We start from the raw sequence: 21,473 nt of genomic DNA, 5'->3' as shown, positions 1-21,473 counted from the left end.
GGGCTCGCCGCTGTCTGCGTTACATTTCCCGCCAAACTCTGCTACTATCACAGCACATTTTTCTCGTGAAAACGGCACCGCTCATGAAGTTTGTCTCTTTTAATATCAATGGACTGCGCGCGCGTCCGCATCAGCTGGCGGCAATTATCGAACAGCACCAGCCCGACGTGATCGGTCTGCAGGAAACCAAAGTTCACGATGACATGTTCCCATTGGAAGAAGTCAGCCAGCACGGCTATCACGTGTTCTATCACGGGCAAAAAGGCCATTACGGCGTGGCGCTGCTGACCAAAGCGGAGCCCCTGGCCGTGCGCCGCGGCTTCCCGACCGATGAAGAAGACGCGCAGCGTCGCATCATCATGGCCGATCTGGCTACGCCGCAGGGCACGCTGACGGTGATCAACGGCTACTTCCCGCAAGGTGAAAGCCGCGACCACCCGATCAAATTCCCGGCTAAAACACGCTTTTATCAGGATCTGCAAAACTACCTGGAGCAGCAGCTGTCGGCGGAATCCCCGGTGCTGATCATGGGCGACATGAATATCAGCCCCAGCGATTACGATATCGGCATCGGCGAAGACAACCGCAAACGCTGGCTGCGCACCGGTAAATGCTCCTTCCTGCCGGAAGAGCGCGAATGGATGGATCGCCTGCTGAACTGGGGCCTGGTCGATACCTACCGCCACGCCAACCCGGGGCGCAACGACGAGTTCTCATGGTTCGACTACCGCTCCAAAGGGTTCGACGACAACCGCGGCCTGCGTATCGATCTGCTGCTGGCCAGCACCCCGCTGGCTTCGCGCTGCATCGCCACCGGCATCGATTACCAAACCCGCGGCATGGAGAAACCTTCCGACCATGCGCCGGTCTGGGCGGAATTTACGCTGTAACCCCATCACCCCGGCGTCCGCCGGGGTTTTACTCTGTGAAGCCAATGAAAATTATCGACGTGGTAGCCGCCATTCTGGAAAAAAATGGCCGCATTTTGCTGGCCCAGCGCGGCGCAGACAGCGATCAGGCCGGTCTGTGGGAGTTTCCCGGCGGCAAAGTTGAGCCAGGTGAAAGCCAACCGCAGGCGCTGGCGCGCGAACTGGATGAAGAATTGGGGATTTGCGCCCGTATCGGCAACTATGTGGGCAGCAATCAGTGGCAGCAAGGCGAACGCCTCATCCGGCTACACGCCTGGCGAGTCGCGGAGTTCTCCGGTGAATTGCAGCTGCATTGTCACTCAGCGCTGGTGTGGGTCACGCCGCAACAGGCGCAGGAATATACCCTGGCCCCGGCCGACGTTCCACTGCTGGCGGACTATATCGCCGCGCAAGGCGATGCACGCTGAGCGCGGCGATAGGTTACATGGTCACTTCTTCAATCGCACCCAAATCAAGGGGTTGGTGCCGATGGTGTTAGGCTCACGCACGCACTGCAGCACTTCTCCTTCGACTTTGAGCACCGCGCCTTCGGAATAGTTTTGATTCTGGTAGACGCAACAGCGGTTGCAGGGTTGCGCCGGTGGCGAATTGGCGCCGTTTTTCGCCGTGCCCCAAATCTCCGGCGAAACCGGCAACACCACGTCCACATCGCCCCGGTTGGCGGCCGCCAGGCCGCAGTACGCCAAGGCAGCGGCAGCCAGCACCCCATTGAGTCCGTGCTTCATTCACTCTTCTCCTGCGCCTTACCGGCGCTTTTCCTGCGTTTTTTGCCTCCGCTGGAAGGCGGCGGCGGCAACCCACGAAACGCCATGCTCGCCCGGCTCTGCTTAGCCTGATAAATCAGCTCTTGCAGCGTGCCGACCAACGGCTGCATAAAGTCCTGATAACGGCAGGATTTCTCGCTGATTTGCGTCAGCGTTGCCTCCCAGTTGGCCGTCATATCAGGACGCGCAGCAAGATCCGGCAGCGAGTGAATCAACGCGCGCCCGGTTTCGCTGGAGTGAATATAGCGTCCCTTCTTGTACAGAAACGCCCGTTTGAACAGCAATTCGATGATCCCCGCTCGCGTCGCTTCCGTACCTAAACCATCGGTCGCCCGCAGGATTTTCTTTAGCGCTTTATCTTGTACAAAGCGCGCGATGCCGGTCATGGCCGACAACAGACTGGCGTCGGTAAACGGCCGCGGGGGCTGCGTCTGGCGCTCCACCACATCACCGCGCTCACACAGCAGCTCATCATCTTTAGCCACCACCGGCAGCGATGCGCCTTCGTTTTCTTCGTCGCGCTCCTTGCTGCCCAGCAGCGTACGCCAACCGGCTTCCGCCAGGAAACGCGCCTTGGCGATAAATTTGCCGCCGGCGATATCCAGCTCAATCACGCATTTGCGGAATACCGCATCCGGACAAAACTGCATCAGATACTGGCGCGCCACCAGCCCATACACGTTCCGTTCATCCTGCGTCAGATTAATCTTGCCGGCACGGGCGGTGGGAATGATAGCGTGGTGCGCATCGACTTTTTTATCGTCCCAGCAACGGTTGCGGCGATCGCTGTCGATCACCGGCTGCGGGTACAGTTCAGGCTGGTGCACGCTGATGGCGTTCAGCACCGCGTGACGGCCGGCGAAATGTTCTTCCGGCAGGTAGCGGCAGTCGGAACGCGGATAGGTGATCAATTTATGGGTTTCGTACAACCGCTGGCAAACGTCCAGCACCTGTTGGGCGCTGAGGTTATAACGCCGGGCCGCTTCGATTTGCAGCGTGGAGAGCGAAAACGGCAGCGGCGCGGTATCTGATTCCCGTTTATCGTTATAGGACGTGACCAGCGCCGGCTGGCCCTCGATGCGCTTGACCACGTGCTCCGCCAACGGCCGGTGCAGCAAGCGCCCCTCTTCGTCCTGATAAGGCTCGCACGACTCGCTGGGCTGCCACAGCGCCACGAAACGCTCTTCTTTCGGCGTAACGATGTGCGCCTTGACCTCAAAGAAGTCTTTCGGCACGAAGTTTTCGATCTCTTCATCGCGCCGCACCACCAACCCCAGCACCGGCGTCTGCACCCTGCCCACCGACAACACGCCGTCATAACCGGCGTTGCGGCCCAGCAGCGTATAAGCGCGGGTCATATTGATACCGTACAGCCAGTCGGCGCGTGAGCGCGCAAGAGCGGACACGCACAGCGGGATGAAGTCACGGTTGTCGCGCAGGCGTTCAACCGCGCGCTCCACCGCCTGCGGGTTGAGATCGTTGATCAGACAGCGGCGCACGTTCTGGCGTTTTTCCGGCGTCAGATCCAGGTAGTCCAGCACCTCATCCACCAGCAGCTGCCCTTCACGATCCGGGTCGCCGGCGTGAACTACTTCATCGGCTTCAAGCAGCAACTTTTTAATGGCGTTGAGCTGTTTACTGACCGAAGGCCGCGGCTGCAACCGCCATTTTTCGGGAATGATCGGCAGATCCGCCAATGACCAGCGCGCATAGCGGCTGTCATAAGCGTCAGGCTGAGCCTGCTCCAACAGGTGGCCTACGCACCAGGTCACCACATCGTTGTTGCCGCAGGCGATATACCCGTCGCCGCGGCGATGCGGCTTGGGCAATACGTCGGCAATGGCGCGCGCCAAACTCGGTTTCTCGGCTATGAACAGTCGCATTATTCACCGTTTTTCTGGCTGAACGTCATCAAGAATTCTCTTACTTCTGCATAGTTCCCACGGAAGACAATCCGCTGGGCTTTCTTTTCCAACTGATAGCAATACATCGGATCGTAGTACTGCTGCAACAGGGGCGCCAACCACTCGCGGTGCGCCTCGCCCTGGCCGCTGAGCCGCTGTGTCCGCAGCGCCGCTTCCAGTCGTTGCGTCAGCTGCTGGAAGCGTTCCAGCCCCAGGCGGCGGCGTATGGCAAACAGGCCGTGGTGCAGATAGTCGTCGTACTGTCGCCAGCCCTCTTCCATGCCATAGGCCTGTTCGAACTGTTCGCGCATGCCGTCGATATATTCCGCCTGCAAACGCGCCAGGCGAATGTCAAACGGATCGTCGATCACCGCCACCGGCGCCTGCTGCATCCCATTGAACAACGGCAGCGGCAAATTGTTGCTGCCGATGATCCGCCCTTCGTCTTCCAGCACCCAACGGCGGCTGCCACCATGCTGTTTTTTCAGCAATAACACAGCCAGACGATTCTCAAAATCGATCTGCGAGCTCTGGCCCGCCAGCGTTCGACCAAAAGATGAACCGCGATGGCGCGCCGCACCTTCCAGATCGACGCCGTCGGCCAGTTCGTTGACCAGCAACGTCTTGCCGCTGCCGGTATTGCCGCCCACCAGGGCCATCGGCAATGCTGCGCTTTGCGCCAGCACGCCGAGCAAATAATTGCGCAGCGCCTTGTAACCGCCAATGATCCGCGGGTACTCGACGCCGGCCTCATGCAGCCATTGCTGCACCAGCTGCGAGCGTAGACCGCCGCGGAAGCAATAGAGATAGCCTTCGGGCCGCTGCGCACAGGCCGCCAGCCAGGCGGTGGTGCGCTGTTCGCGCAGTTTGCCGTTCACCAGACTGTGGCCGAGCGCTATCGCCGCTTGCTGCCCATGCTGTTTATAGCAGGTGCCCACCGCCTGCCGCTCGCTGTCGATCATCAGCGGCAGGTTCAGCGCATGAGCGAAGGCGCCCTGCTGAAACTCGATCGGCGCGCGCACGTCAATCAGCGGCACGTCCTGCAGGAAAATGCGTTGGTAATCGTCGCTGTCCGGCCTTCCTTGCATGTTGGACACTACACGACCTCGATCAGCGGCTTATCGGCCGATGCCACATGCAGCTCGCCAATGGCGTTGAGCGTAATGCCATGCTGTTCGGCAATCGCCAGCACCTGCGCTTCCGCCTCCGGCAATACCGCCAACAGCAAACCGCCGGAAGTCTGAGGATCGCACAGCAACTGGCGCTGCAGATCGCTCATCTCGCCCACCAGATGGCCATAGCTGTCGAAGTTGCGCCCGGTACCGCCCGGCACGCAGCCCTCGGCGATATACGCCTCGACGTCCGGCAGCTTCGGCACCCGATCGAACCAGACCGTCGCCTGCAGGCCGGAGCCCTGACATACCTCGCTCAGGTGGCCCAGCAGGCCAAAGCCGGTGATGTCGGTCATCGCCGTGACGCCCGCCACCTCGGCAAAGTCGGCGCCCGGCTTGTTCAGGCGGCACATCACGTCCGTCGCCAGCCCTTGATGCTCAGGGCGCAGCTTGCTTTGCTTCTCGGCGGTCGTCAGCACGCCGATGCCCAGCGGCTTGGTCAGATAGAGTTTAGCCCCGGCCCGCGCGGCGCTGTTCTTCTTCACCCGCTCGGTATTGACCACGCCGGTGACCGCCAGGCCGAAGATAGGTTCAGGCGCATCGATGGAGTGGCCGCCGGCCAGCGCGATCCCCGCCTGCTGGCAGGCGAAACGCCCGCCGTCGATCACCTGCTGCGCCACCTCCGGCGGCAGTTTGGCGATCGGCCAGCCGAGAATGGCGATCGCCATGATCGGTTTGCCGCCCATGGCGTACACGTCGCTGATGGCGTTGGCGGCGGCGATGCGGCCGAAATCGAACGGATCGTCGACGATCGGCATGAAGAAGTCGGTGGTGCTGATAATGCCGACGCCGTTGCCGATGTCATATACCGCCGCGTCGTCGCGGGTTTCATTGCCGACCAGCAGACGCGGATCGACAAATTTCTCCCGCTCGCTGTGCAGGATGGTTTCGAGAACTTTCGGTGAGATTTTGCAGCCGCAGCCAGCGCCATGGCTGTACTGGGTTAAACGGATCGCTGGCGATGTCATAGTCCACTCCCTTCGATAACGGCACTCAAGATAACATAGGGTAGCGCTTGCCGAGGGGATTGATAAGAGCGGGCCGCCGATAAGCGAACGGCCTGCTCAGAAACCATGCAATTTTGCGGGGTTTGGCGCATTTTCGCCGCGCCCCGTCGGATAATACTTAGAAATAGCTGACGAAAGGCGTGCTGTCCGGCGGCGTCACTTTGGTGGCGGCCTTCAGCTGCGGCGTGCCCAGATAGAGGAAACCGACGATCTCGTCCTGCTCGCGGCAACCGAAGGCTTCACGCACCAGCGCATGCTCGGTCCAGGCGCCGGTGCGCCAGATGCCGTTAAAGCCCTGCGCCAGCGCCGCCATCTGCATCGCCTGCACGGCGCAACCGGCGGAAACCACCTGCTCCCAGCGCGGCACCTTGGTCTCTTCAGTGCAATGCGCGATGACGGTGATGATCAGCGGCGCGCGGAACGGCGCCTTGGTGGCTTTTTCGATCGCCGCCTCATCCAGCTGACCCTGCTTCGCCGCCGCCTGCAGCAGCTGACTGAAGCGCTCCAGGCCCTGATTCTCGATCATCACGAAACGCCACGGCTGCAGCGCGCCGTGATCGGGCGCACGCAGGCCCGCGTTGATGATGTTTTGGCGCACTTCCCCCGCCGGCGCCGGTTCCGCCAGGCGCGAAGCCGAGCGACGATTCAATAAAAGATCCAGAGCATCCATCGTAAACTCCTGATAACAATTTTCATTCCGGCCACGTTAACATAGCTAAACGGCGAGTTACAGCCTCGGCGATAGCGTCTGTGTGCCACGATTTAAAGCTGACATTTACCCGGCCGCTCATTAGGATAGCGGAACATTCTCGACTCTTGTTGGAGAGCACATGCGCACATTGTGGCAAATTATTGCCGGCATTTTCCGGTGGACATGGCGTCTGCTGAATTTTATCAGGGAACTGATCCTTAACCTGTTCCTGGTCCTGCTGATCCTGGTTGGGGTCGGCATCTATCTGTCCTTCCAAAGTTCCTCCACCTCGACGGCCCCGGCGCGCGGCGCGCTGTTGGTCGATTTAAGCGGCGTGGTGGTCGATCAGCCTTCGGTAAACAACCGGGTGCGGCAATGGGGCCGTGAACTGTTGGGCGCCTCCAGCAGCCGCCTGCAGGAGAACTCGCTGTTCGACGTGGTGGACAGCATCCGCAAGGCCAAAGACGACAAAAACATTACCGGCATGGTGTTGCAGCTGAATGACTTCGCCGGCGCCGATCAGCCCTCGCTGCGCTATATCGGCAAAGCGCTGCGCGAGTTCCGCGACAGCGGCAAACCGATCTTCGCCATCGGCGACAGTTACAATCAAACGCAATACTACCTGGCCAGCTACGCCAACAAGGTCTACCTGTCGCCTCAGGGCGCGGTCGATCTGCACGGTTTCGCCACCAACAACCTGTATTACAAGTCGTTGCTGGACATGCTCAAGGTCACCACCAATATCTTCCGCGTCGGCACCTATAAATCGGCGGTCGAACCGCTGATCCGCGACGACATGTCCCCGGCGGCGCGCGAAGCGGACAGCCGCTGGATTGGCGGTCTGTGGCAGAACTATCTGGAAACCGTGGCGGCCAACCGGCAGCTGACGCCGCAGCAGCTGTTCCCCGGCGCCGCCGGCGTGCTGAGCGGCCTGCAGGCGGCAGGCGGCGACACCGCCCGCTATGCGCTGGACAATAAGCTGGTGGACGAGCTGGCGTCGCGCACCGCGATCGAAAATCAGCTGGTCAAAACCTTCGGCTGGGACAAACAGGCGAACGATTTTAACGCCATCAGCATCTACGACTACCAGCCGAAGCCGGACGCCAACCAGGGTGGCAAGATCGCCGTGGTGTTCGCCAACGGCGCCATCATGGACGGCCCGCAGACGCCGGGCAACGTCGGGGGCGACACCACCGCCGCCGAGCTGCGTCAGGCCCGTCTGGATCCGGCCGTCAAGGCCGTGGTGTTCCGCGTCAACAGCCCTGGCGGCAGCGTCAGCGCGTCCGAAGTGATCCGCTCCGAGCTGGCCGCCGTGCGCGCCGCCGGCAAACCGGTGGTGGTGTCGATGGGCGGCATGGCCGCGTCGGGCGGTTACTGGGTCTCGACGCCGGCCGACTACATCATCGCCAGCCCGAGCACGCTGACCGGCTCCATCGGTATTTTCGGCATCATCAATACCTACGAGAAAACCCTGGATACGCTGGGCGTGCACACCGACGGCGTGGCGACATCGCCACTGGCCGATATCGCGGTCACCAAGGCGTTGCCGCAGGAGTTCTCGCAGATGATGCAGCTGAATATCGAAAACGGGTATAAGAACTTCCTCGATCTGGTCGCCAAATCACGCAAGATGACCCCGCAGCAGGTTGACCAAATCGCGCAGGGCCACGTGTGGCTCGGCAGCGACGCCAAGGCCAACGGCCTGGTCGATCAGTTGGGCGATTTCGACGATGCGGTGAAGAAAGCCGCTGAGCTGGCGAAACTGCAACAGTGGCAGCTCGACTGGTTCGTCGACACCCCGAGCCTGAGCGATATGGTGCTCAGCCAGTTCGGCGTTTCCATTCACGCCATGCTGCCGGCGGCGATTCAGGCCATGCTGCCTGCCCCGCTGGCCTCGGTCGCCAATGCGGTGAAAGAGCAGCCGGGTTTGTTCAATAACTTGAACGATCCGCAGAACCGTTACGCGATCTGTCTGACCTGCGGAGAAGTCCGCTAACAAATAATTCTGCAGCCCGGCCTCCGCCGGGCTTTTTTTCTGCCGCCATGTCCCTATAATTCAGCCCATCTTATCTTTGTTAAAATCATAACCATGCAAAAGAAATCCATTTACGTCGCCTACACCGGCGGCACCATCGGCATGCAGCGTTCCGAGCACGGCTATATTCCGGTTTCCGGCCACCTGCAGCGTCAGCTGGCGCTGATGCCGGAATTCCATCGGCCGGAGATGCCGGATTTCACCATTCATGAATACGCGCCGCTCATCGATTCCTCGGACATGACGCCGGAAGACTGGCAGCACATCGCCGACGACATCAAACAGAACTACGATCGCTACGACGGCTTCGTGATCCTGCACGGCACCGATACCATGGCGTTCACCGCCTCGGCGCTCTCCTTCATGCTGGAGAACCTGGCCAAACCGGTGATCGTCACCGGCTCGCAGATTCCGCTGGCGGAGCTGCGCTCCGATGGCCAAACCAATCTGCTGAATGCACTGTACCTGGCGGCCAACCATCCGGTGAACGAAGTCAGCCTGTTCTTCAACAACAAGCTGTTCCGCGGCAACCGCACCACCAAAGCGCACGCCGACGGCTTCGATGCCTTCGCCTCCCCGAATCTGCCGCCGCTGCTGGAAGCCGGCATCCACATTCGTCGCCAGCACGGCATCGACAGCCCGGTTTGCAACGGCGCGTTGCAGGTACATGACATCACGCCACAACCGATCGGCGTCGTCACCATCTATCCGGGCATTTCCGGCGCGGTGGTGCGCAACTTCCTGCTGCAGCCGGTCAAGGCGCTGATCTTACGCTCCTACGGCGTCGGTAACGCGCCTCAGAAGGCCGAGCTGATCGACGAGTTGCGCGCGGCTTCCGAACGCGGCATCGTAGTGGTCAACCTGACGCAGTGCATCTCCGGGCGCGTCAATATGGAAGGCTACGCCACCGGCAACGCGCTGGCGCACGCCGGGGTGATCAGCGGTTTTGACATGACGGTGGAAGCCGCTCTGACCAAGCTGCACTATCTGTTGAGCCAGCCGCTGACGCCGGAACAAATCCGCGCCCTGATGCAGCAAGATCTGCGCGGCGAGCTGAGCATCAACGGTTAACCTACCGATCTTTGGAGCGGCGATGAAAACGGCCCTGTTGTTGATCGATCTGCAAAATGATTTCTGCCCCGGCGGCGCGCTGGCGGTCACGGAGGGCGACGCCGTCATCCCGGTCGCCAATCAGGCGATCGCCGCCTGCCTGGCGCGCGGCGAACCGGTGGTGGCCAGCCAGGACTGGCATCCCGCCAATCACCGCAGCTTTGCGGTGAACTCCGATGCGCAAGTCGGCACCCTCGGTGAACTGGAAGGTTTGCCGCAGGTGTGGTGGCCGGTGCACTGCGTGCAAGGGAGCCTCGGCGCCGATTTTCATCCTCAACTGCAGCGGCAACACATCAATGCCGTCTTTCGCAAAGGACAGGATACGGACATCGACAGCTATAGCGCGTTCTTCGATAACGGCCACCGGGCGCAGACCGAACTGCACGGCTGGCTGCAATCGCAGGGCATTCAGCGGCTGGCGATCATGGGCCTGGCAACCGACTATTGCGTGAAGTTCAGCGTGCTGGATGCGCTGGCTGCCGGCTATCCGACGCAGGTGATCGTCGACGGCTGCCGCGGCGTGAATCTGCAGCCGGACGACAGTGAGCGGGCGCTGCAGGAGATGGCGCGCGCCGGCGCGCAGCTAGTTACCCTGTCACAATTTCTCACCAATTAAATCCTGCCGGGCGCTATCGGCGCCCTCTCTGGGCGGCGGCGAAAATATCGACGCCGCTCACAATGCTGTTCTTCTTCTCCTCCAGCCGCTTGTGACCGGCAGGCGCTTTTGCTGTTATGGCAGCGACGCTTTTGGCGTCAAACGGTTATACGCATCCGGGGCCCGCTGAGCCCGGCTTTATTGTGACCGCTACTGGCGGTACGGTCGGCCTTGCCGATCCCAAGGAGACAAACATGAAAATAACCCGAAAACTGCTGCCTTTGCTGGCAGCGGTGCAGTTGGCTATCGCCGGTATCGGCGCGGCTCAGGCGGCCTATCTCTCCGTCGGCTACTTCAACGGCGGCGGCGACGTCACCACCGGCCTCGGTGGTGACATCGACAAGCTGGACGTGACGCAAATCACCCACCTCAACTATTCGTTTGGCCTGATCTACAACGACGAGAAAGACGAAACCAATGCGGCGCTGAAAGACCCCGCTCGCCGCCACCAGATCTACCTGTCGCCGAAAGTCACGGCCGATCTGCAACGTCTGCCGGTGCTGCGCAAACAGAACCCCGAGCTGAAAGTGCTGTTGTCGGTCGGAGGCTGGGGCGCACGCGGTTTCTCCGGCGCCGCCGCCACCGCGGAAAACCGGGCGATTTTCATTCGCTCCGCGTTGCAGGTGATCGAGCAGTACCGGCTGGATGGGATCGATCTGGACTGGGAATACCCGGTAAACGGCGCCTGGGGTTTGGTGGAAAGCCAACCGGCAGACCGCGACAACTTCACCCTGCTGCTGAAAGAGCTTCACCAGGCGCTGGGTAAAGGCAAACTGTTGACCATCGCCGTTGGCGCCAACGTCAAAAGCCCACGTGAATGGGTCGATGTGAAAAATATTGCGCCCTACCTCAATTACATCAATCTGATGACCTACGACATGGCTTACGGCACGCAGTACTTCAATGCCAACCTGTACGATTCAACGCGTTGGCCAACCGTAGCCGCCGCCGATCGCTACAGCGCCGATAACGTAGTAAAGCATTATCTGGCCGCCGGTCTGAAACCGGCGCAGATGAACCTGGGCATCGGTTTCTACGGCCGGGTGCCGAAACGGGCGACCGAGGCGGGCATCGACTGGGACAAGCCGGACGCCGCCAAGCATCCGGTGACGCAGCCTTACTTCAGCGCGCGAGAAATCGCCCTGTTCCGCACGCTGGGATTGGATCTCAGCAAAGACACTTATTTTAAATACCGCGATATCGTCAACAAATTGCTCAACGATCCGCAGCAGCGTTTCCGCGAGCACTGGGATGACGACGCCAAAGTGCCATACCTGACGCTGCAATCCGCCGAGGGCAAGCCGCTGTTCGCCATCTCGTACGAGAACCCGCGTTCGGTGGCCATCAAGGCCGATTACATCAAAAGCCAGGGATTGGGCGGTGCGATGTTCTGGGAATACGGCGCAGACGACAATAACCGGCTGGCGCAGCAGCTGGCGGAATCGCTGGGCATAAAGGGCGAGAAACGTTGAATCGACGGGGCGATGGCGACATCGCCCCGCTTTAGGGGTGGAGCCTTACTGCGGCTTGAGTTTCACCAGCGGCTCGGCAACGAACTGCTGCTTCAGCTCTTGTTTGCTCTTCATCACGATCTGCCCGTCGGTGCCGATGCTCATATGCTGCGGATCGACGTTGTTCATCGACTGCCACAGCATCACCGCCTGCAGGCTGTTTTCCTTTTGCTCCGGCGTCAGCGCCACGCCGTCCGGCCATTTGCCCAGTTCAACCGCCTGCACCAGGCGTTGGTATATCTCGGGCGTCATCGCCGCAATCAGATCTTTCACGTCCATCAGGGCCCTTCTCGCTTACGGAAGAATAATTAGCTGAATCGATTTTGTTGGTTAAATTACCGCTTAACCGGCCGTTTGATCGCCATTTTCGCCATCGGTGAAACTCAGCGAGGCGGAATTGACGCAGTAACGGTCACCGGTCGGCTGCGGGCCATCGGGGAATACATGCCCCAGGTGCGCGTCGCAGTGGCCACAGCGGATTTCAACACGATGCATATTATGTGAATTATCATCAAGATAACGGATTGCATCGGCGGAAACCGGCTCGTAAAAGCTGGGCCAGCCGCAGCCGGAATCGTATTTGGTTTCGGAATAGAACAGCGGCTGGTTACAGCACAGACAATGGTACACGCCCTCACGCTTGTTATGCAGCAATTTGCCGCTAAACGGCGCTTCGGTGCCACGCTGTTGCGTGACATAACGTTGGATTTCATTCAGTTCCGTGACCGGATGAGCGGGGGTTGTCTCTTTAGCCATTTGTGCTTATCTCTGAATGTGGATAATGTCAACGAAAACAATGATTAATAATAACAAAAAATTAACACCGCTGCAGGGGTTTTTGGCCTAAACTGTAGCCCATAAAGGCCACGTCACGATGATATGTGATAGCGATCACACATCTTGCGTATGCTGACTTTATACTTGGCGGCTTGTCCCCATATAACGGATGAGGCCGAGCGCAAATGGACTGTGCAATAAGCGTGCAAAACCACCCTTCCGGTTTGACTTGCCGCAAGTATTGACACGATTCCGCTTGACGCTGGGTAAGGTTTTTGTAATTTTACAACCAACCTTTTATTCACTAACAAATAGCTGGTGGAATATATGACTATCAAAGTAGGTATCAACGGTTTTGGCCGTATCGGTCGCATTGTTTTCCGTGCTGCTCAAGAGCGTTCTGACATCGAGATCGTTGCAATCAACGACCTGTTGGACGCAGAGTACATGGCTTACATGCTGAAGTATGACTCTACTCACGGCCGTTTCAACGGTACGGTAGAAGTTAAAGACGGCCACCTGGTTGTTAACGGCAAAACCATCCGTGTTACCGCAGAGAAAGACCCGGCTAACCTGAAGTGGAACGAAGTGGGCGTTGATGTGGTTGCTGAAGCGACCGGTATCTTCCTGACCGACGAAACCGCGCGTAAACACATCACCGCCGGCGCTAAAAAAGTGGTTCTGACTGGCCCATCCAAAGATGCGACCCCAATGTTCGTTCGCGGCGCCAACTTTGACAAATATGCCGGCCAGGACATCGTTTCCAACGCCTCTTGCACCACCAACTGCCTGGCGCCGCTGGCTAAAGTCATCAACGACAACTTCGGTATCGTTGAAGGCCTGATGACCACCGTTCACGCGACCACCGCTACTCAGAAAACCGTTGATGGCCCGTCTCACAAAGACTGGCGCGGCGGCCGCGGCGCATCCCAGAACATCATCCCTTCTTCTACCGGCGCAGCGAAAGCGGTTGGCGTGGTTCTGCCAGAGCTGAAAGGCAAACTGACCGGCATGGCGTTCCGCGTACCGACCCCTAACGTGTCCGTTGTTGACCTGACCGTGCGTCTGGAAAAAGCGGCTACCTACGAAGAAATCAAGAAAGCCATCAAAGACGCCGCTGAAGGCTCTATGAAAGGCGTTCTGGGCTATGTTGAAGACGACGTGGTTTCCACCGACTTCAACGGCGAAGTGCTGACTTCCGTGTTCGATGCCAAAGCCGGTATCGCACTGAACGACAACTTCGTGAAACTGGTTTCCTGGTACGACAACGAAACCGGCTACTCCAACAAGGTTCTGGATCTGATCGCTCACATCTCCAAGTAATGGCATGATGTTAAGCTGATAATGAGGGCGACATTTTTTTGTCGCCCTTTTTTTACCCGTCATCTTTCGAGTCACAGCGTTGTTCGCTGCACACACTCACCTCAGTCACTGTCTAAGCATGCGCCTGAGGGCCTGGTTGTGACCCGAAAGCTAATAGGGTCCATTTCTATTTCCGGCAAACAATAGGTTATGAAATGAACGAGAAAATTTTCACCCTGCCCGTTTCCGAACAGATTTCTCCTTATATCAGCCAGCGCCAACTCGATGAGCTGGGCGTGGTGGTCGTGTCGCACCCGAAAGTGCGCGCGGCGGTCGCGCTGCAGGGCGCGCATTTGCTGGCCTGGCAGCCTAGCGGTGAGCAGCCGGTGATTTGGCTCAGCAACAACACGCCTTTCGCCAAAGGCAAGGCCATCCGCGGCGGCGTGCCGATCTGCTGGCCGTGGTTCGGCCCGGTGGCGCAACCCTCCCACGGGTTCGCCCGCAACCAGCCCTGGAGCCTGACGGCGCACGATGAAGATGACAACGGCGTCATCCTGACCTTTACGCTGAAAGACAATGAGCAGACCCGCAAGCTGTGGCCGCACGCCTTCACGCTGATTGCTCGCTTCAAGCTGGGTGAAGAGTGCGAGATCGAACTGGAATCGCACGGCGATTATCAAGCCACGGCGGCGCTGCACAGCTACTTCCAGGTTGGCGATATCGATCGGGTCAGCGTGGCGGGCCTGGGCGAACCTTATATTGATAAGGTGGCGGGCGGCGTCGAAGCGCGTCAGACGGGCGAAGTGACCTTCGTCGGCCAAACTGACCGCGTCTATACCCGTCCGGAGGCCTTCAGCCTGATCCGCGATCCGGCGCTCGCACGCACCATCGAGGTTCATCACCATCATATGAGCGACGTTATCGCCTGGAACCCCGGCGTAGAGCTGTCCTGCAGCATGGGAGACATGCCGAACGACGGTTACAAGACCATGGTCTGCGTTGAGACCGGGCGCGTCAGCAAACCACTGGTCGCCGCCGGCGAACAACCCGCCCGTTTGGGTGTGACCTTCCGCAGCCGTAAAAAGGCCTGAAACCCCGTGCGCGTCAGCGCACTACGGATGTGCAAAAGGGGCGCTCGCGCCCCTTTTTGATGCACGCCATGCACGCTTATCGTGCAATGCGCGATTAGAAGGTGTAGCTCACACCCGTCATCAGCAAACCGGTGTAAGATTTATCCACCATCGGGCTGTCTTTCACTTCATCCGACAACTTCACATAGCGGCCGAGGAAGAAGGCGTTCCAGCTCTTGTTGATCTGGTAATTGGCGCTCAGCTCGAGATACGGCGCCCAGCTATCGCTCGGGGTGTAGCTGTCCAGACCGCTGCGGCGCGATTCATTGGCGCTGACGCCATAGTAATATTTGTTCTGGTTTTTGCTGTTCCACATCACGCCTACGCCCGGAACCAGCGTCAACGCGTCCAGATCAAACTTGTACAGATAAGCCACATCGCCCACCAGCCCGTTGCTGTAGTTCAGCGTGTCGCCGGTGAAGGTGGTGCGAATGGTGCCCCACTCTGCGTTGTGTGAATAGGCCAGGCCGGCCATCAGCGTGCCGCGACGCTTGTCGAGACGCTTCATGCGATCGTCGTCGCTGTCGCCCGGACGGTAGCCCCATGGCGTGTAATACCCCATGATGCTCAGCTGATTTTCTTGATCTTTCCACAGGTAGTAACCGGCGGTCAGAGTACGGAAGTAGAAGTCGTCACCTTCATAGTCGATGACGGGCACCGGATAAACGCGATCCTGATAACCGCGATACGGGTCCGGGCTAACCAGCGCGGCAGCACCCAGTGACCAGGTTCCCGCCTGGGCACTTTGCGCACAAACCATTGCGGAAGCGATAATTGCTAGCGTTTTGAGTTTTGAAATCTTCACTGGTTCTTTTTCCATAAATTACAGGGTTAATAGCCGCAATAGTTTATGTGAAAATTTAGTTACGCGCCTAATCTTTACAATAGAAAACGACCAAGATCGAATAACTTATAGCGGAATTATGAATTAATCATGGCGGAACGATGACGATTCATGCCGCAGGCCGCGCCAGACAAGGCATTTGGTTATCCCGGCAATAACTGAGTCATTGATATGACTTAAAAAAAGCTTTTTCTACGGCAGGAAATTTTCCGGCAAGCAAACTAAGCTTAAATCAGAAGGTGAATTTATCCTGGGCCCAGTGGCATACAGCGCAACTCGCGATAATAAGCGCACCAAGTTGGCATACGGGTTGCTGTACTCAGGCGTATTCTCATCTTTCGGGAGCCAGAACACTATCACACGCTCTCTTTAACCTGTGCTAATAACGAAAGGACGGGCATCATGAACATATTTGACCACTATCGCCAGCGCTACGAAGCTGCCAAGGACGAAGAGTTCACACTGCAGGAATTTCTTACCATTTGCCGGCAAGATCGCAGTGCCTATGCCAACGCAGCCGAACGTCTGCTGATGGCTATCGGTGAACCTGTGATGGTCGACACTGCGCTGGAATCACGCCTGTCGCGCCTGTTCTCCAACCGCGTGATCGCACGCTATCCGGCCTTCGAAGAGTTCTACGGCATGGAAGAGGCCATCGAACAGATCGTCTCTTACCTGAAACACGCTGCTCAGGGCCTGGAAGAGAAGAAACAGATCCTTTACCTGCTGGGCCCGGTGGGCGGCGGCAAGTCCTCGCTGGCGGAACGTCTGAAAGCGCTGATGCAGCGCGTGCCCATCTACACCCTCAGCGCCAACGGCGAACGCAGCCCGGTCAACGATCATCCGCTGTGCCTGTTCAATCCGCAGGAAGATGCCACGATCCTGGAAAAAGAGTTCAATATCCCAAGTCGCTATCTCGGCACCATCATGTCGCCGTGGGCGGCGAAGCGCCTGCATGAGTTCGGTGGCGATATCACCAAGTTTAAAGTCGTGAAAGTGCGCCCTTCCATTCTGGAACAGATCGCCATCGCCAAAACCGAGCCGGGCGATGAGAACAACCAGGACATCTCGGCGCTGGTCGGTAAAGTGGACATCCGTAAACTGGAGAACCACGCGCAGAACGACCCGGACGCCTACGGCTATTCCGGCGCCCTGTGCCGCGCCAACCAGGGGATTATGGAATTCGTCGAGATGTTCAAAGCGCCGATCAAGGTGCTGCATCCGCTGCTGACCGCAACCCAGGAAGGCAACTACAACGGCACCGAAGGCATCTCCGCCCTGCCGTTCAGCGGCATTATTCTGGCGCACTCCAACGAGTCCGAGTGGGTGACCTTCCGTAACAACAAGAACAACGAAGCGTTCCTCGACCGCGTGTATATCGTCAAGGTACCTTACTGCCTGCGCGTGTCGGAAGAGATCAAAATTTACGACAAGCTTCTGGATCACAGTGAGCTGACCCATGCGCCCTGCGCGCCTGGCACGCTGGAAACGCTGGCGCGCTTTAGCGTGCTGTCGCGGCTGAAAGAGCCCGAAAACTCGAGCATCTACTCGAAAATGCGCGTGTATGACGGCGAAAGCCTCAAAGATACCGACCCGAAAGCCAAGTCCTATCAGGAATACCGCGACTACGCCGGGGTTGACGAAGGCATGAACGGCCTCTCCACCCGTTTCGCCTTTAAAATCCTCTCGCGGGTATTCAACTTCGATCACGCCGAGGTGGCAGCCAACCCGGTGCACCTGTTCTATGTGCTGGAACAGCAGATCGAGCGCGAACAGTTCCCGCAGGATTTGGCGGAGAAATACCTGGAGCACCTGAAAGGCTATCTGATCCCGAAATACGCCGAGTTTATCGGCAAAGAGATCCAGACCGCCTATCTGGAATCCTACTCGGAATACGGACAAAACATTTTTGATCGCTACGTCACCTATGCCGACTTCTGGATCCAGGATCAGGAGTATCGCGATCCCGACACCGGCCAGCTGTTCGACCGCGAGTCCCTGAACGCCGAACTGGAGAAAATTGAAAAACCGGCCGGCATCAGCAACCCGAAAGATTTCCGCAACGAAATCGTGAACTTCGTGCTGCGCGCCCGCGCCAACAACAACGGCCGCAATCCGAACTGGACCAGCTACGAGAAGCTGCGCACCGTGATCGAGAAAAAGATGTTCTCCAATACCGAAGAACTGTTGCCGGTGATTTCGTTCAACGCCAAAACATCGACGGACGAGCAGAAAAAACACGACGACTTCGTCGATCGCATGATGGAGAAAGGCTATACCCGCAAGCAGGTGCGCCTGCTGTGTGAATGGTATCTGCGGGTCAGAAAATCCTCATAACGCCTCAGGTAAGCGGCATTATCAGGGCCATGTCCACAGTCATGGACGTTGCAGCGCAGCCCACGGAGGGGCTGACACATTGCGCTGCCGCGGCCGGGACATGAAGAGTTGGCAACGTCGTTTGGGGGAAGTATGGCCTATTTCATTGACCGGCGGCTGAACGGCAAAAACAAGAGCACGGTGAACCGCCAGCGCTTCTTGCGCCGTTACAAGTCGCAAATCAAACAGTCGATTGCCGAAGCCATCAACAAGCGTTCGGTCACCGACGTAGACAGCGGGGAGTCAGTCTCTATCCCCACTGACGATATCAACGAACCGATGTTTCATCAGGGGCGCGGCGGCACGCGCCATCGCGTTCACCCAGGCAATGACCACTTCGTGCAGAACGATCGCGTCGAACGGCCTCAGGGCGGCGCAGGCGGTGGCGGCGGCCAGGGCAACGCCAGCCAGGACGGTGAAGGCCAGGATGAATTCGTCTTCCAGATATCCAAAGACGAGTACCTCGATCTTTTGTTCGAGGATCTCGCCCTGCCCAACCTGAAAAAGAATCAGTACAAGCAACTGACCGAGTTCAAAACCCACCGCGCCGGCTACACCGCCAATGGCGTGCCGGCCAACATCAGCGTCGTGCGTTCGCTGCAAAACTCGCTGGCGCGGCGTACCGCCATGACCGCCGGTAAAAGGCGCGCGTTGCACGAACTGGAAGACGCGCTGACCCAGTTGGAAAACACCGAGCCGGTGCAACTGCTGGAAGAAGAGCGGCTGCGCAAAGAGATTGCCGAACTGCGCAAGAAAATCGAAAGCGTGCCGTTTATCGACACCTTCGATCTGCGTTACAAAAACTACGAGCGCCGGCCGGAGCCCTCCAGCCAGGCAGTGATGTTCTGCCTGATGGACGTATCCGGTTCGATGGATCAGGCCACCAAAGACATGGCCAAACGTTTTTACATTCTGCTTTATCTGTTCCTGAGCCGAACCTACAAAAACGTCGAGGTGGTCTATATTCGCCATCACACCCAGGCGAAAGAAGTGGACGAGCAGGAGTTCTTCTATTCGCAGGAAACCGGCGGCACCATCGTCTCCAGCGCATTGAAACTGATGAACGAGGTGGTCGAAGAGCGTTACGACCCGGCGCAATGGAATATCTACGCCGCGCAGGCGTCGGACGGGGACAACTGGGCCGACGATTCACCGCTGTGTCACGAGCTGTTGGCGAAGAAGATCCTGCCAATGGTGCGGTACTACAGCTACATCGAAATCACTCGCCGCGCTCACCAAACGCTGTGGCGCGAATACGAAGATCTGCAAGCGAAATTCGACAACTTCGCCATGCAGCATATCCGCGAACCGGACGATATCTATCCGGTATTCCGCGAACTGTTCCGCAAACAGACCGCATAATCATAAAAACGGCCGGAGAATACCTGCCCGGCCGTTTTTATTCTCAACGAATTCAAATGCTATTTCTGCGGGATGCATCCGCATCCGGCGTCAATCATAGAACCAACTCACCTGAATACAACACGGGGCCGGTCGGTTGCTTGCTCGGTGAGCCGCCTAATGGCTCCAGGCTAATGGCAATCGTTGTTCCTTTAACTAAATCTGCATCTGCCAAATAAAACTGGCTCACGCCTTTCACGTTCACGAGTCCAATTGAAACGGGCTTATGTCCAACGGGGATCAGCCACAGCTCAAGACTTTTTCCATCCGGAATAGCGGCCAAGCCTAAGGGGGTTATACGAACAATTTTTCTTTGACCGTCTGAACTTACGACCCACGTCCCTTGATGCGCTCCGTTCAGGACCACTAACGGTTTCAGCTCTGGCGCACGCCAATAAAACCACGAGCTCAGGCTCAATGCGCCCAATCCCGCAGCAAGCCCCCATGCAATATAGTTTCGCACGCGCCGTCGAGGCGAAGCGTATTGAGGCAGATTTAATTCAATTTTTTTCCAAACGCTTTCAGGGGGCGGTATTGGCATTATATCGATATCCAACCCCGACAACATATTTTGCCACTTTCCAACCTGGGTCGCCAAAATGCTGTCCGTTTTCAGACGGCGCTCAAAATGCAGCCGGGCATTCCCTCTGAGCGTGCCAAGAGCATATTCTGCAGCCAACATGTCATCACTTTCGCGTCTGTTCATAGGCCCAGGCAATCCTTTAGATGTGCTAGCGCCCTGCGGACCCAGCTTTTTACCGTACCAAGCGGTTGCTGCAACCAATCAGCGATATCCGCGTGCGACATCCCTTGATAATATGCCAAAGCAATACTTTGCCGTTGTTCAGACGTCAGATGCTTCAAACAGTCATTTAACTTTTTAGCCAGCTCCCCCTCATCACCCTGGCTTTCATTTTCCGACTGAGGGATTTGATCGCTATATTCTTCTTCCAGTCCGATATGGCGTCCGTGCCGGCTACGCAATCCATCTATACATCGGTTCCTTATAATGTGAGTAAGCCATGTCATAGGCGAACTCAAGGTCGGATCATAATCTCCGGCACGCTGCCACACGGCAAGAAAGCCGTCGACCAGAACCTCTTCCGCCCACTGGCGATTACGTAACATGCGCAGCGCAATGGCGAATAAACTTGCGGATGTCGATCTGTACAAGCGTTCAAATGCTCGGCGATCGCCATTAGCGATCGCCTTTAAGCACATTACCTGGTTTTCTTTCAACGAGTGATCCATACCATCCCTAAAGCTGTTAAGCTTTGCCCATTCCGAGTATAGGCCTTACTTGGGCATTAGCACGGTATCAATAACGTCGATTACACCGTTTTGCTGCCGCACATCATAGGTGCTGATGTTGGCGACGTCGCCTTTAGCATCTTTGATCTGAATATTATGCGGGCCATTATTCATAAACCATAGCGACTGACCGTTGACGGTTTTGAGTTCCGCCCGTCCGCCGCCCTGCTCAATTTTTCTTTCCAGCGCCCGCATGTCGTAGTTCCCAGCCACAACGTGGTAGGTTAATACACTGCTTAACAGCGCTTTATTTTCGGGTTTTAACAGATTTTCAACGGTGCCGGCCGGTAATTTGGCGAATGCGGCATTCGTCGGCGCAAAAACAGTATAAGGACCTTTGCCTTGTAAAGTATCAACCAAGCCGGCAGCCTTAACGGCCGCGACCAACGTTGTGTGATCTTTTGAGTTCAGCGCATTTTGCACAATGTTTTTTGAGGGGTACATCGCCGCGCCGCCAACCATTACGGATGACGTGTCCCCACTCGCCGCATAAGTGGCGACGCCGAAAAGTAATGAGCCGGTAACCAGAGTAACGATAAGTGTTTTCATGATGA

At 57.8% G+C, this 21,473-nt stretch carries 21 protein-coding genes; 10 read left to right on the top strand and 11 right to left on the bottom strand.

Going from position 1 to position 21,473, the window contains the following annotated elements; translation table 11 throughout:
* Nucleotides 1–83 precede the first annotated feature (83 nt).
* Nucleotides 84–890 (top strand): exodeoxyribonuclease III, encoded by an 807-nt coding sequence (gene xthA, locus ITX55_RS00690; protein WP_004932192.1) that lies wholly within the window; start codon nt 84–86, stop codon nt 888–890.
* A 44-nt stretch (nt 891–934) separates the two neighbouring features.
* Nucleotides 935–1,336, top strand: coding sequence for a pyrimidine (deoxy)nucleoside triphosphate diphosphatase (locus ITX55_RS00685; RefSeq protein ID WP_033650971.1), 402 nt, complete (start codon nt 935–937; stop codon nt 1,334–1,336).
* Between the two features lie 21 nt (nt 1,337–1,357).
* On the opposite strand, the gene ITX55_RS00680 is transcribed toward ITX55_RS00685, so the two are convergent.
* From ITX55_RS00680 to ITX55_RS00660, 5 genes are all read right to left on the bottom strand, one after another.
* Nucleotides 1,358–1,654, bottom strand: coding sequence for a YnjH family protein (locus tag ITX55_RS00680; protein ID WP_033643308.1), 297 nt, complete (start codon nt 1,652–1,654; stop codon nt 1,358–1,360).
* A complete protein-coding gene (locus ITX55_RS00675) occupies nt 1,651–3,576 on the bottom strand; it encodes a DNA topoisomerase III (protein ID WP_197755890.1) in 1,926 nt (641 codons plus the stop codon). The genes ITX55_RS00680 and ITX55_RS00675 overlap by 4 nt, the downstream gene beginning before the upstream one ends.
* Nucleotides 3,576–4,685, bottom strand: coding sequence for a tRNA 2-selenouridine(34) synthase MnmH (mnmH, locus tag ITX55_RS00670; protein WP_197755889.1), 1,110 nt, complete (start codon nt 4,683–4,685; stop codon nt 3,576–3,578). The genes ITX55_RS00675 and mnmH overlap by 1 nt, the downstream gene beginning before the upstream one ends.
* 8 nt (nt 4,686–4,693) lie before the next feature.
* Entirely contained in the window at nt 4,694–5,737 is a 1,044-nt protein-coding gene (gene selD, locus ITX55_RS00665) for a selenide, water dikinase SelD (protein WP_042784711.1), read from the bottom strand.
* Between the two features lie 157 nt (nt 5,738–5,894).
* On the bottom strand, nt 5,895–6,446 hold the full coding sequence (locus ITX55_RS00660; RefSeq protein ID WP_197755888.1) for an NAD(P)H nitroreductase: 552 nt from the start codon (nt 6,444–6,446) through the stop codon (nt 5,895–5,897).
* Between the two features lie 160 nt (nt 6,447–6,606).
* Here ITX55_RS00660 and sppA point away from each other — a divergent pair, with 160 nt between their 5' ends.
* The 4 genes from sppA (at nt 6,607) to ITX55_RS00640 (ending at nt 11,739) form a co-directional block, all read left to right on the top strand.
* Entirely contained in the window at nt 6,607–8,463 is a 1,857-nt protein-coding gene (gene sppA, locus ITX55_RS00655; RefSeq protein WP_033643311.1) for a signal peptide peptidase SppA, read from the top strand.
* Between the two features lie 93 nt (nt 8,464–8,556).
* On the top strand, nt 8,557–9,573 hold the full coding sequence (ansA, locus tag ITX55_RS00650) for an asparaginase (protein WP_033643312.1): 1,017 nt from the start codon (nt 8,557–8,559) through the stop codon (nt 9,571–9,573).
* Between the two features lie 22 nt (nt 9,574–9,595).
* On the top strand, nt 9,596–10,228 hold the full coding sequence (gene pncA, locus ITX55_RS00645) for a bifunctional nicotinamidase/pyrazinamidase (protein WP_147838022.1): 633 nt from the start codon (nt 9,596–9,598) through the stop codon (nt 10,226–10,228).
* A gap of 233 nt (nt 10,229–10,461) precedes the next feature.
* Nucleotides 10,462–11,739: a glycoside hydrolase family 18 protein gene (locus tag ITX55_RS00640; protein WP_197755887.1), complete on the top strand. Its 1,278-nt coding sequence runs from the start codon at nt 10,462–10,464 to the stop codon at nt 11,737–11,739.
* Between the two features lie 45 nt (nt 11,740–11,784).
* Here ITX55_RS00640 and ITX55_RS00635 read toward each other — a convergent pair whose 3' ends face one another.
* A complete protein-coding gene (locus ITX55_RS00635; protein ID WP_004932218.1) occupies nt 11,785–12,057 on the bottom strand; it encodes a YeaC family protein in 273 nt (90 codons plus the stop codon).
* A gap of 63 nt (nt 12,058–12,120) precedes the next feature.
* On the bottom strand, nt 12,121–12,534 hold the full coding sequence (gene msrB, locus ITX55_RS00630) for a peptide-methionine (R)-S-oxide reductase MsrB (RefSeq protein ID WP_033643315.1): 414 nt from the start codon (nt 12,532–12,534) through the stop codon (nt 12,121–12,123).
* A 348-nt stretch (nt 12,535–12,882) separates the two neighbouring features.
* Here msrB and gapA point away from each other — a divergent pair, with 348 nt between their 5' ends.
* Nucleotides 12,883–13,878 carry a glyceraldehyde-3-phosphate dehydrogenase gene (gene gapA, locus ITX55_RS00625; protein WP_004932222.1) on the top strand — a complete coding sequence of 332 codons (996 nt, stop codon included), beginning with the start codon at nt 12,883–12,885 and terminating at the stop codon, nt 13,876–13,878.
* Between the two features lie 194 nt (nt 13,879–14,072).
* A complete protein-coding gene (locus ITX55_RS00620; protein ID WP_033643316.1) occupies nt 14,073–14,948 on the top strand; it encodes a D-hexose-6-phosphate mutarotase in 876 nt (291 codons plus the stop codon).
* A 94-nt stretch (nt 14,949–15,042) separates the two neighbouring features.
* Here the strand turns inward: ITX55_RS00620 and ITX55_RS00615 are convergent, their stop codons facing one another.
* Complete coding sequence (locus tag ITX55_RS00615; RefSeq protein ID WP_033643317.1) at nt 15,043–15,807, bottom strand: MipA/OmpV family protein; 765 nt, start codon at nt 15,805–15,807, stop codon at nt 15,043–15,045.
* A 426-nt stretch (nt 15,808–16,233) separates the two neighbouring features.
* On the opposite strand from ITX55_RS00615, the gene yeaG reads away from it, so the two are divergent.
* Nucleotides 16,234–18,168, top strand: coding sequence for a protein kinase YeaG (gene yeaG / locus ITX55_RS00610; protein ID WP_016927472.1), 1,935 nt, complete (start codon nt 16,234–16,236; stop codon nt 18,166–18,168).
* A gap of 132 nt (nt 18,169–18,300) precedes the next feature.
* Nucleotides 18,301–19,569 (top strand): YeaH/YhbH family protein, encoded by a 1,269-nt coding sequence (locus ITX55_RS00605; RefSeq protein WP_089191892.1) that lies wholly within the window; start codon nt 18,301–18,303, stop codon nt 19,567–19,569.
* A 94-nt stretch (nt 19,570–19,663) separates the two neighbouring features.
* On the opposite strand, the gene ITX55_RS00600 is transcribed toward ITX55_RS00605, so the two are convergent.
* From ITX55_RS00600 to ITX55_RS00590, 3 genes are read right to left on the bottom strand one after another with little or no spacing between them, the layout of a single operon-like run.
* The gene (locus ITX55_RS00600; protein WP_042784716.1) at nt 19,664–20,314 is read right to left on the bottom strand and encodes an anti-sigma factor domain-containing protein; all 651 of its coding nucleotides are present in this window, start codon (nt 20,312–20,314) and stop codon (nt 19,664–19,666) included.
* Nucleotides 20,311–20,859 carry an RNA polymerase sigma factor gene (locus ITX55_RS00595; protein WP_033650962.1) on the bottom strand — a complete coding sequence of 183 codons (549 nt, stop codon included), beginning with the start codon at nt 20,857–20,859 and terminating at the stop codon, nt 20,311–20,313. Before ITX55_RS00595 ends, ITX55_RS00600 begins: the two co-directional genes overlap by 4 nt.
* Before the next feature lie 45 nt (nt 20,860–20,904).
* Nucleotides 20,905–21,468 (bottom strand): fasciclin domain-containing protein, encoded by a 564-nt coding sequence (locus ITX55_RS00590; protein WP_033650960.1) that lies wholly within the window; start codon nt 21,466–21,468, stop codon nt 20,905–20,907.
* Nucleotides 21,469–21,473: the final 5 nt, after the last annotated feature.

It is taken from the genome of Serratia sp. EWG9, assembly GCF_019913725.1.
Taxonomy (GTDB): Bacteria; Pseudomonadota; Gammaproteobacteria; order Enterobacterales; family Enterobacteriaceae; genus Serratia; species Serratia ureilytica.
This window is presented reverse-complemented; position numbering and strand designations above follow the sequence as displayed.

What these genes read in the sequence shown, in the direction of transcription:
- xthA (WP_004932192.1), top strand. Translation starts at nt 84, where the DNA reads ATGAAGTTTGTCTCTTTTAATATCAATGGACTGCGCGCGCGTCCGCAT.
- ITX55_RS00685 (WP_033650971.1), top strand. Translation starts at nt 935, where the DNA reads ATGAAAATTATCGACGTGGTAGCCGCCATTCTGGAAAAAAATGGCCGC.
- ITX55_RS00680 (WP_033643308.1), bottom strand. Translation starts at nt 1,654, where the DNA reads ATGAAGCACGGACTCAATGGGGTGCTGGCTGCCGCTGCCTTGGCGTAC.
- ITX55_RS00675 (WP_197755890.1), bottom strand. Translation starts at nt 3,576, where the DNA reads ATGCGACTGTTCATAGCCGAGAAACCGAGTTTGGCGCGCGCCATTGCC.
- mnmH (WP_197755889.1), bottom strand. Translation starts at nt 4,685, where the DNA reads ATGCAAGGAAGGCCGGACAGCGACGATTACCAACGCATTTTCCTGCAG.
- selD (WP_042784711.1), bottom strand. Translation starts at nt 5,737, where the DNA reads ATGACATCGCCAGCGATCCGTTTAACCCAGTACAGCCATGGCGCTGGC.
- ITX55_RS00660 (WP_197755888.1), bottom strand. Translation starts at nt 6,446, where the DNA reads ATGGATGCTCTGGATCTTTTATTGAATCGTCGCTCGGCTTCGCGCCTG.
- sppA (WP_033643311.1), top strand. Translation starts at nt 6,607, where the DNA reads ATGCGCACATTGTGGCAAATTATTGCCGGCATTTTCCGGTGGACATGG.
- ansA (WP_033643312.1), top strand. Translation starts at nt 8,557, where the DNA reads ATGCAAAAGAAATCCATTTACGTCGCCTACACCGGCGGCACCATCGGC.
- pncA (WP_147838022.1), top strand. Translation starts at nt 9,596, where the DNA reads ATGAAAACGGCCCTGTTGTTGATCGATCTGCAAAATGATTTCTGCCCC.
- ITX55_RS00640 (WP_197755887.1), top strand. Translation starts at nt 10,462, where the DNA reads ATGAAAATAACCCGAAAACTGCTGCCTTTGCTGGCAGCGGTGCAGTTG.
- ITX55_RS00635 (WP_004932218.1), bottom strand. Translation starts at nt 12,057, where the DNA reads ATGGACGTGAAAGATCTGATTGCGGCGATGACGCCCGAGATATACCAA.
- msrB (WP_033643315.1), bottom strand. Translation starts at nt 12,534, where the DNA reads ATGGCTAAAGAGACAACCCCCGCTCATCCGGTCACGGAACTGAATGAA.
- gapA (WP_004932222.1), top strand. Translation starts at nt 12,883, where the DNA reads ATGACTATCAAAGTAGGTATCAACGGTTTTGGCCGTATCGGTCGCATT.
- ITX55_RS00620 (WP_033643316.1), top strand. Translation starts at nt 14,073, where the DNA reads ATGAACGAGAAAATTTTCACCCTGCCCGTTTCCGAACAGATTTCTCCT.
- ITX55_RS00615 (WP_033643317.1), bottom strand. Translation starts at nt 15,807, where the DNA reads ATGGAAAAAGAACCAGTGAAGATTTCAAAACTCAAAACGCTAGCAATT.
- yeaG (WP_016927472.1), top strand. Translation starts at nt 16,234, where the DNA reads ATGAACATATTTGACCACTATCGCCAGCGCTACGAAGCTGCCAAGGAC.
- ITX55_RS00605 (WP_089191892.1), top strand. Translation starts at nt 18,301, where the DNA reads ATGGCCTATTTCATTGACCGGCGGCTGAACGGCAAAAACAAGAGCACG.
- ITX55_RS00600 (WP_042784716.1), bottom strand. Translation starts at nt 20,314, where the DNA reads ATGAACAGACGCGAAAGTGATGACATGTTGGCTGCAGAATATGCTCTT.
- ITX55_RS00595 (WP_033650962.1), bottom strand. Translation starts at nt 20,859, where the DNA reads ATGGATCACTCGTTGAAAGAAAACCAGGTAATGTGCTTAAAGGCGATC.
- ITX55_RS00590 (WP_033650960.1), bottom strand. Translation starts at nt 21,468, where the DNA reads ATGAAAACACTTATCGTTACTCTGGTTACCGGCTCATTACTTTTCGGC.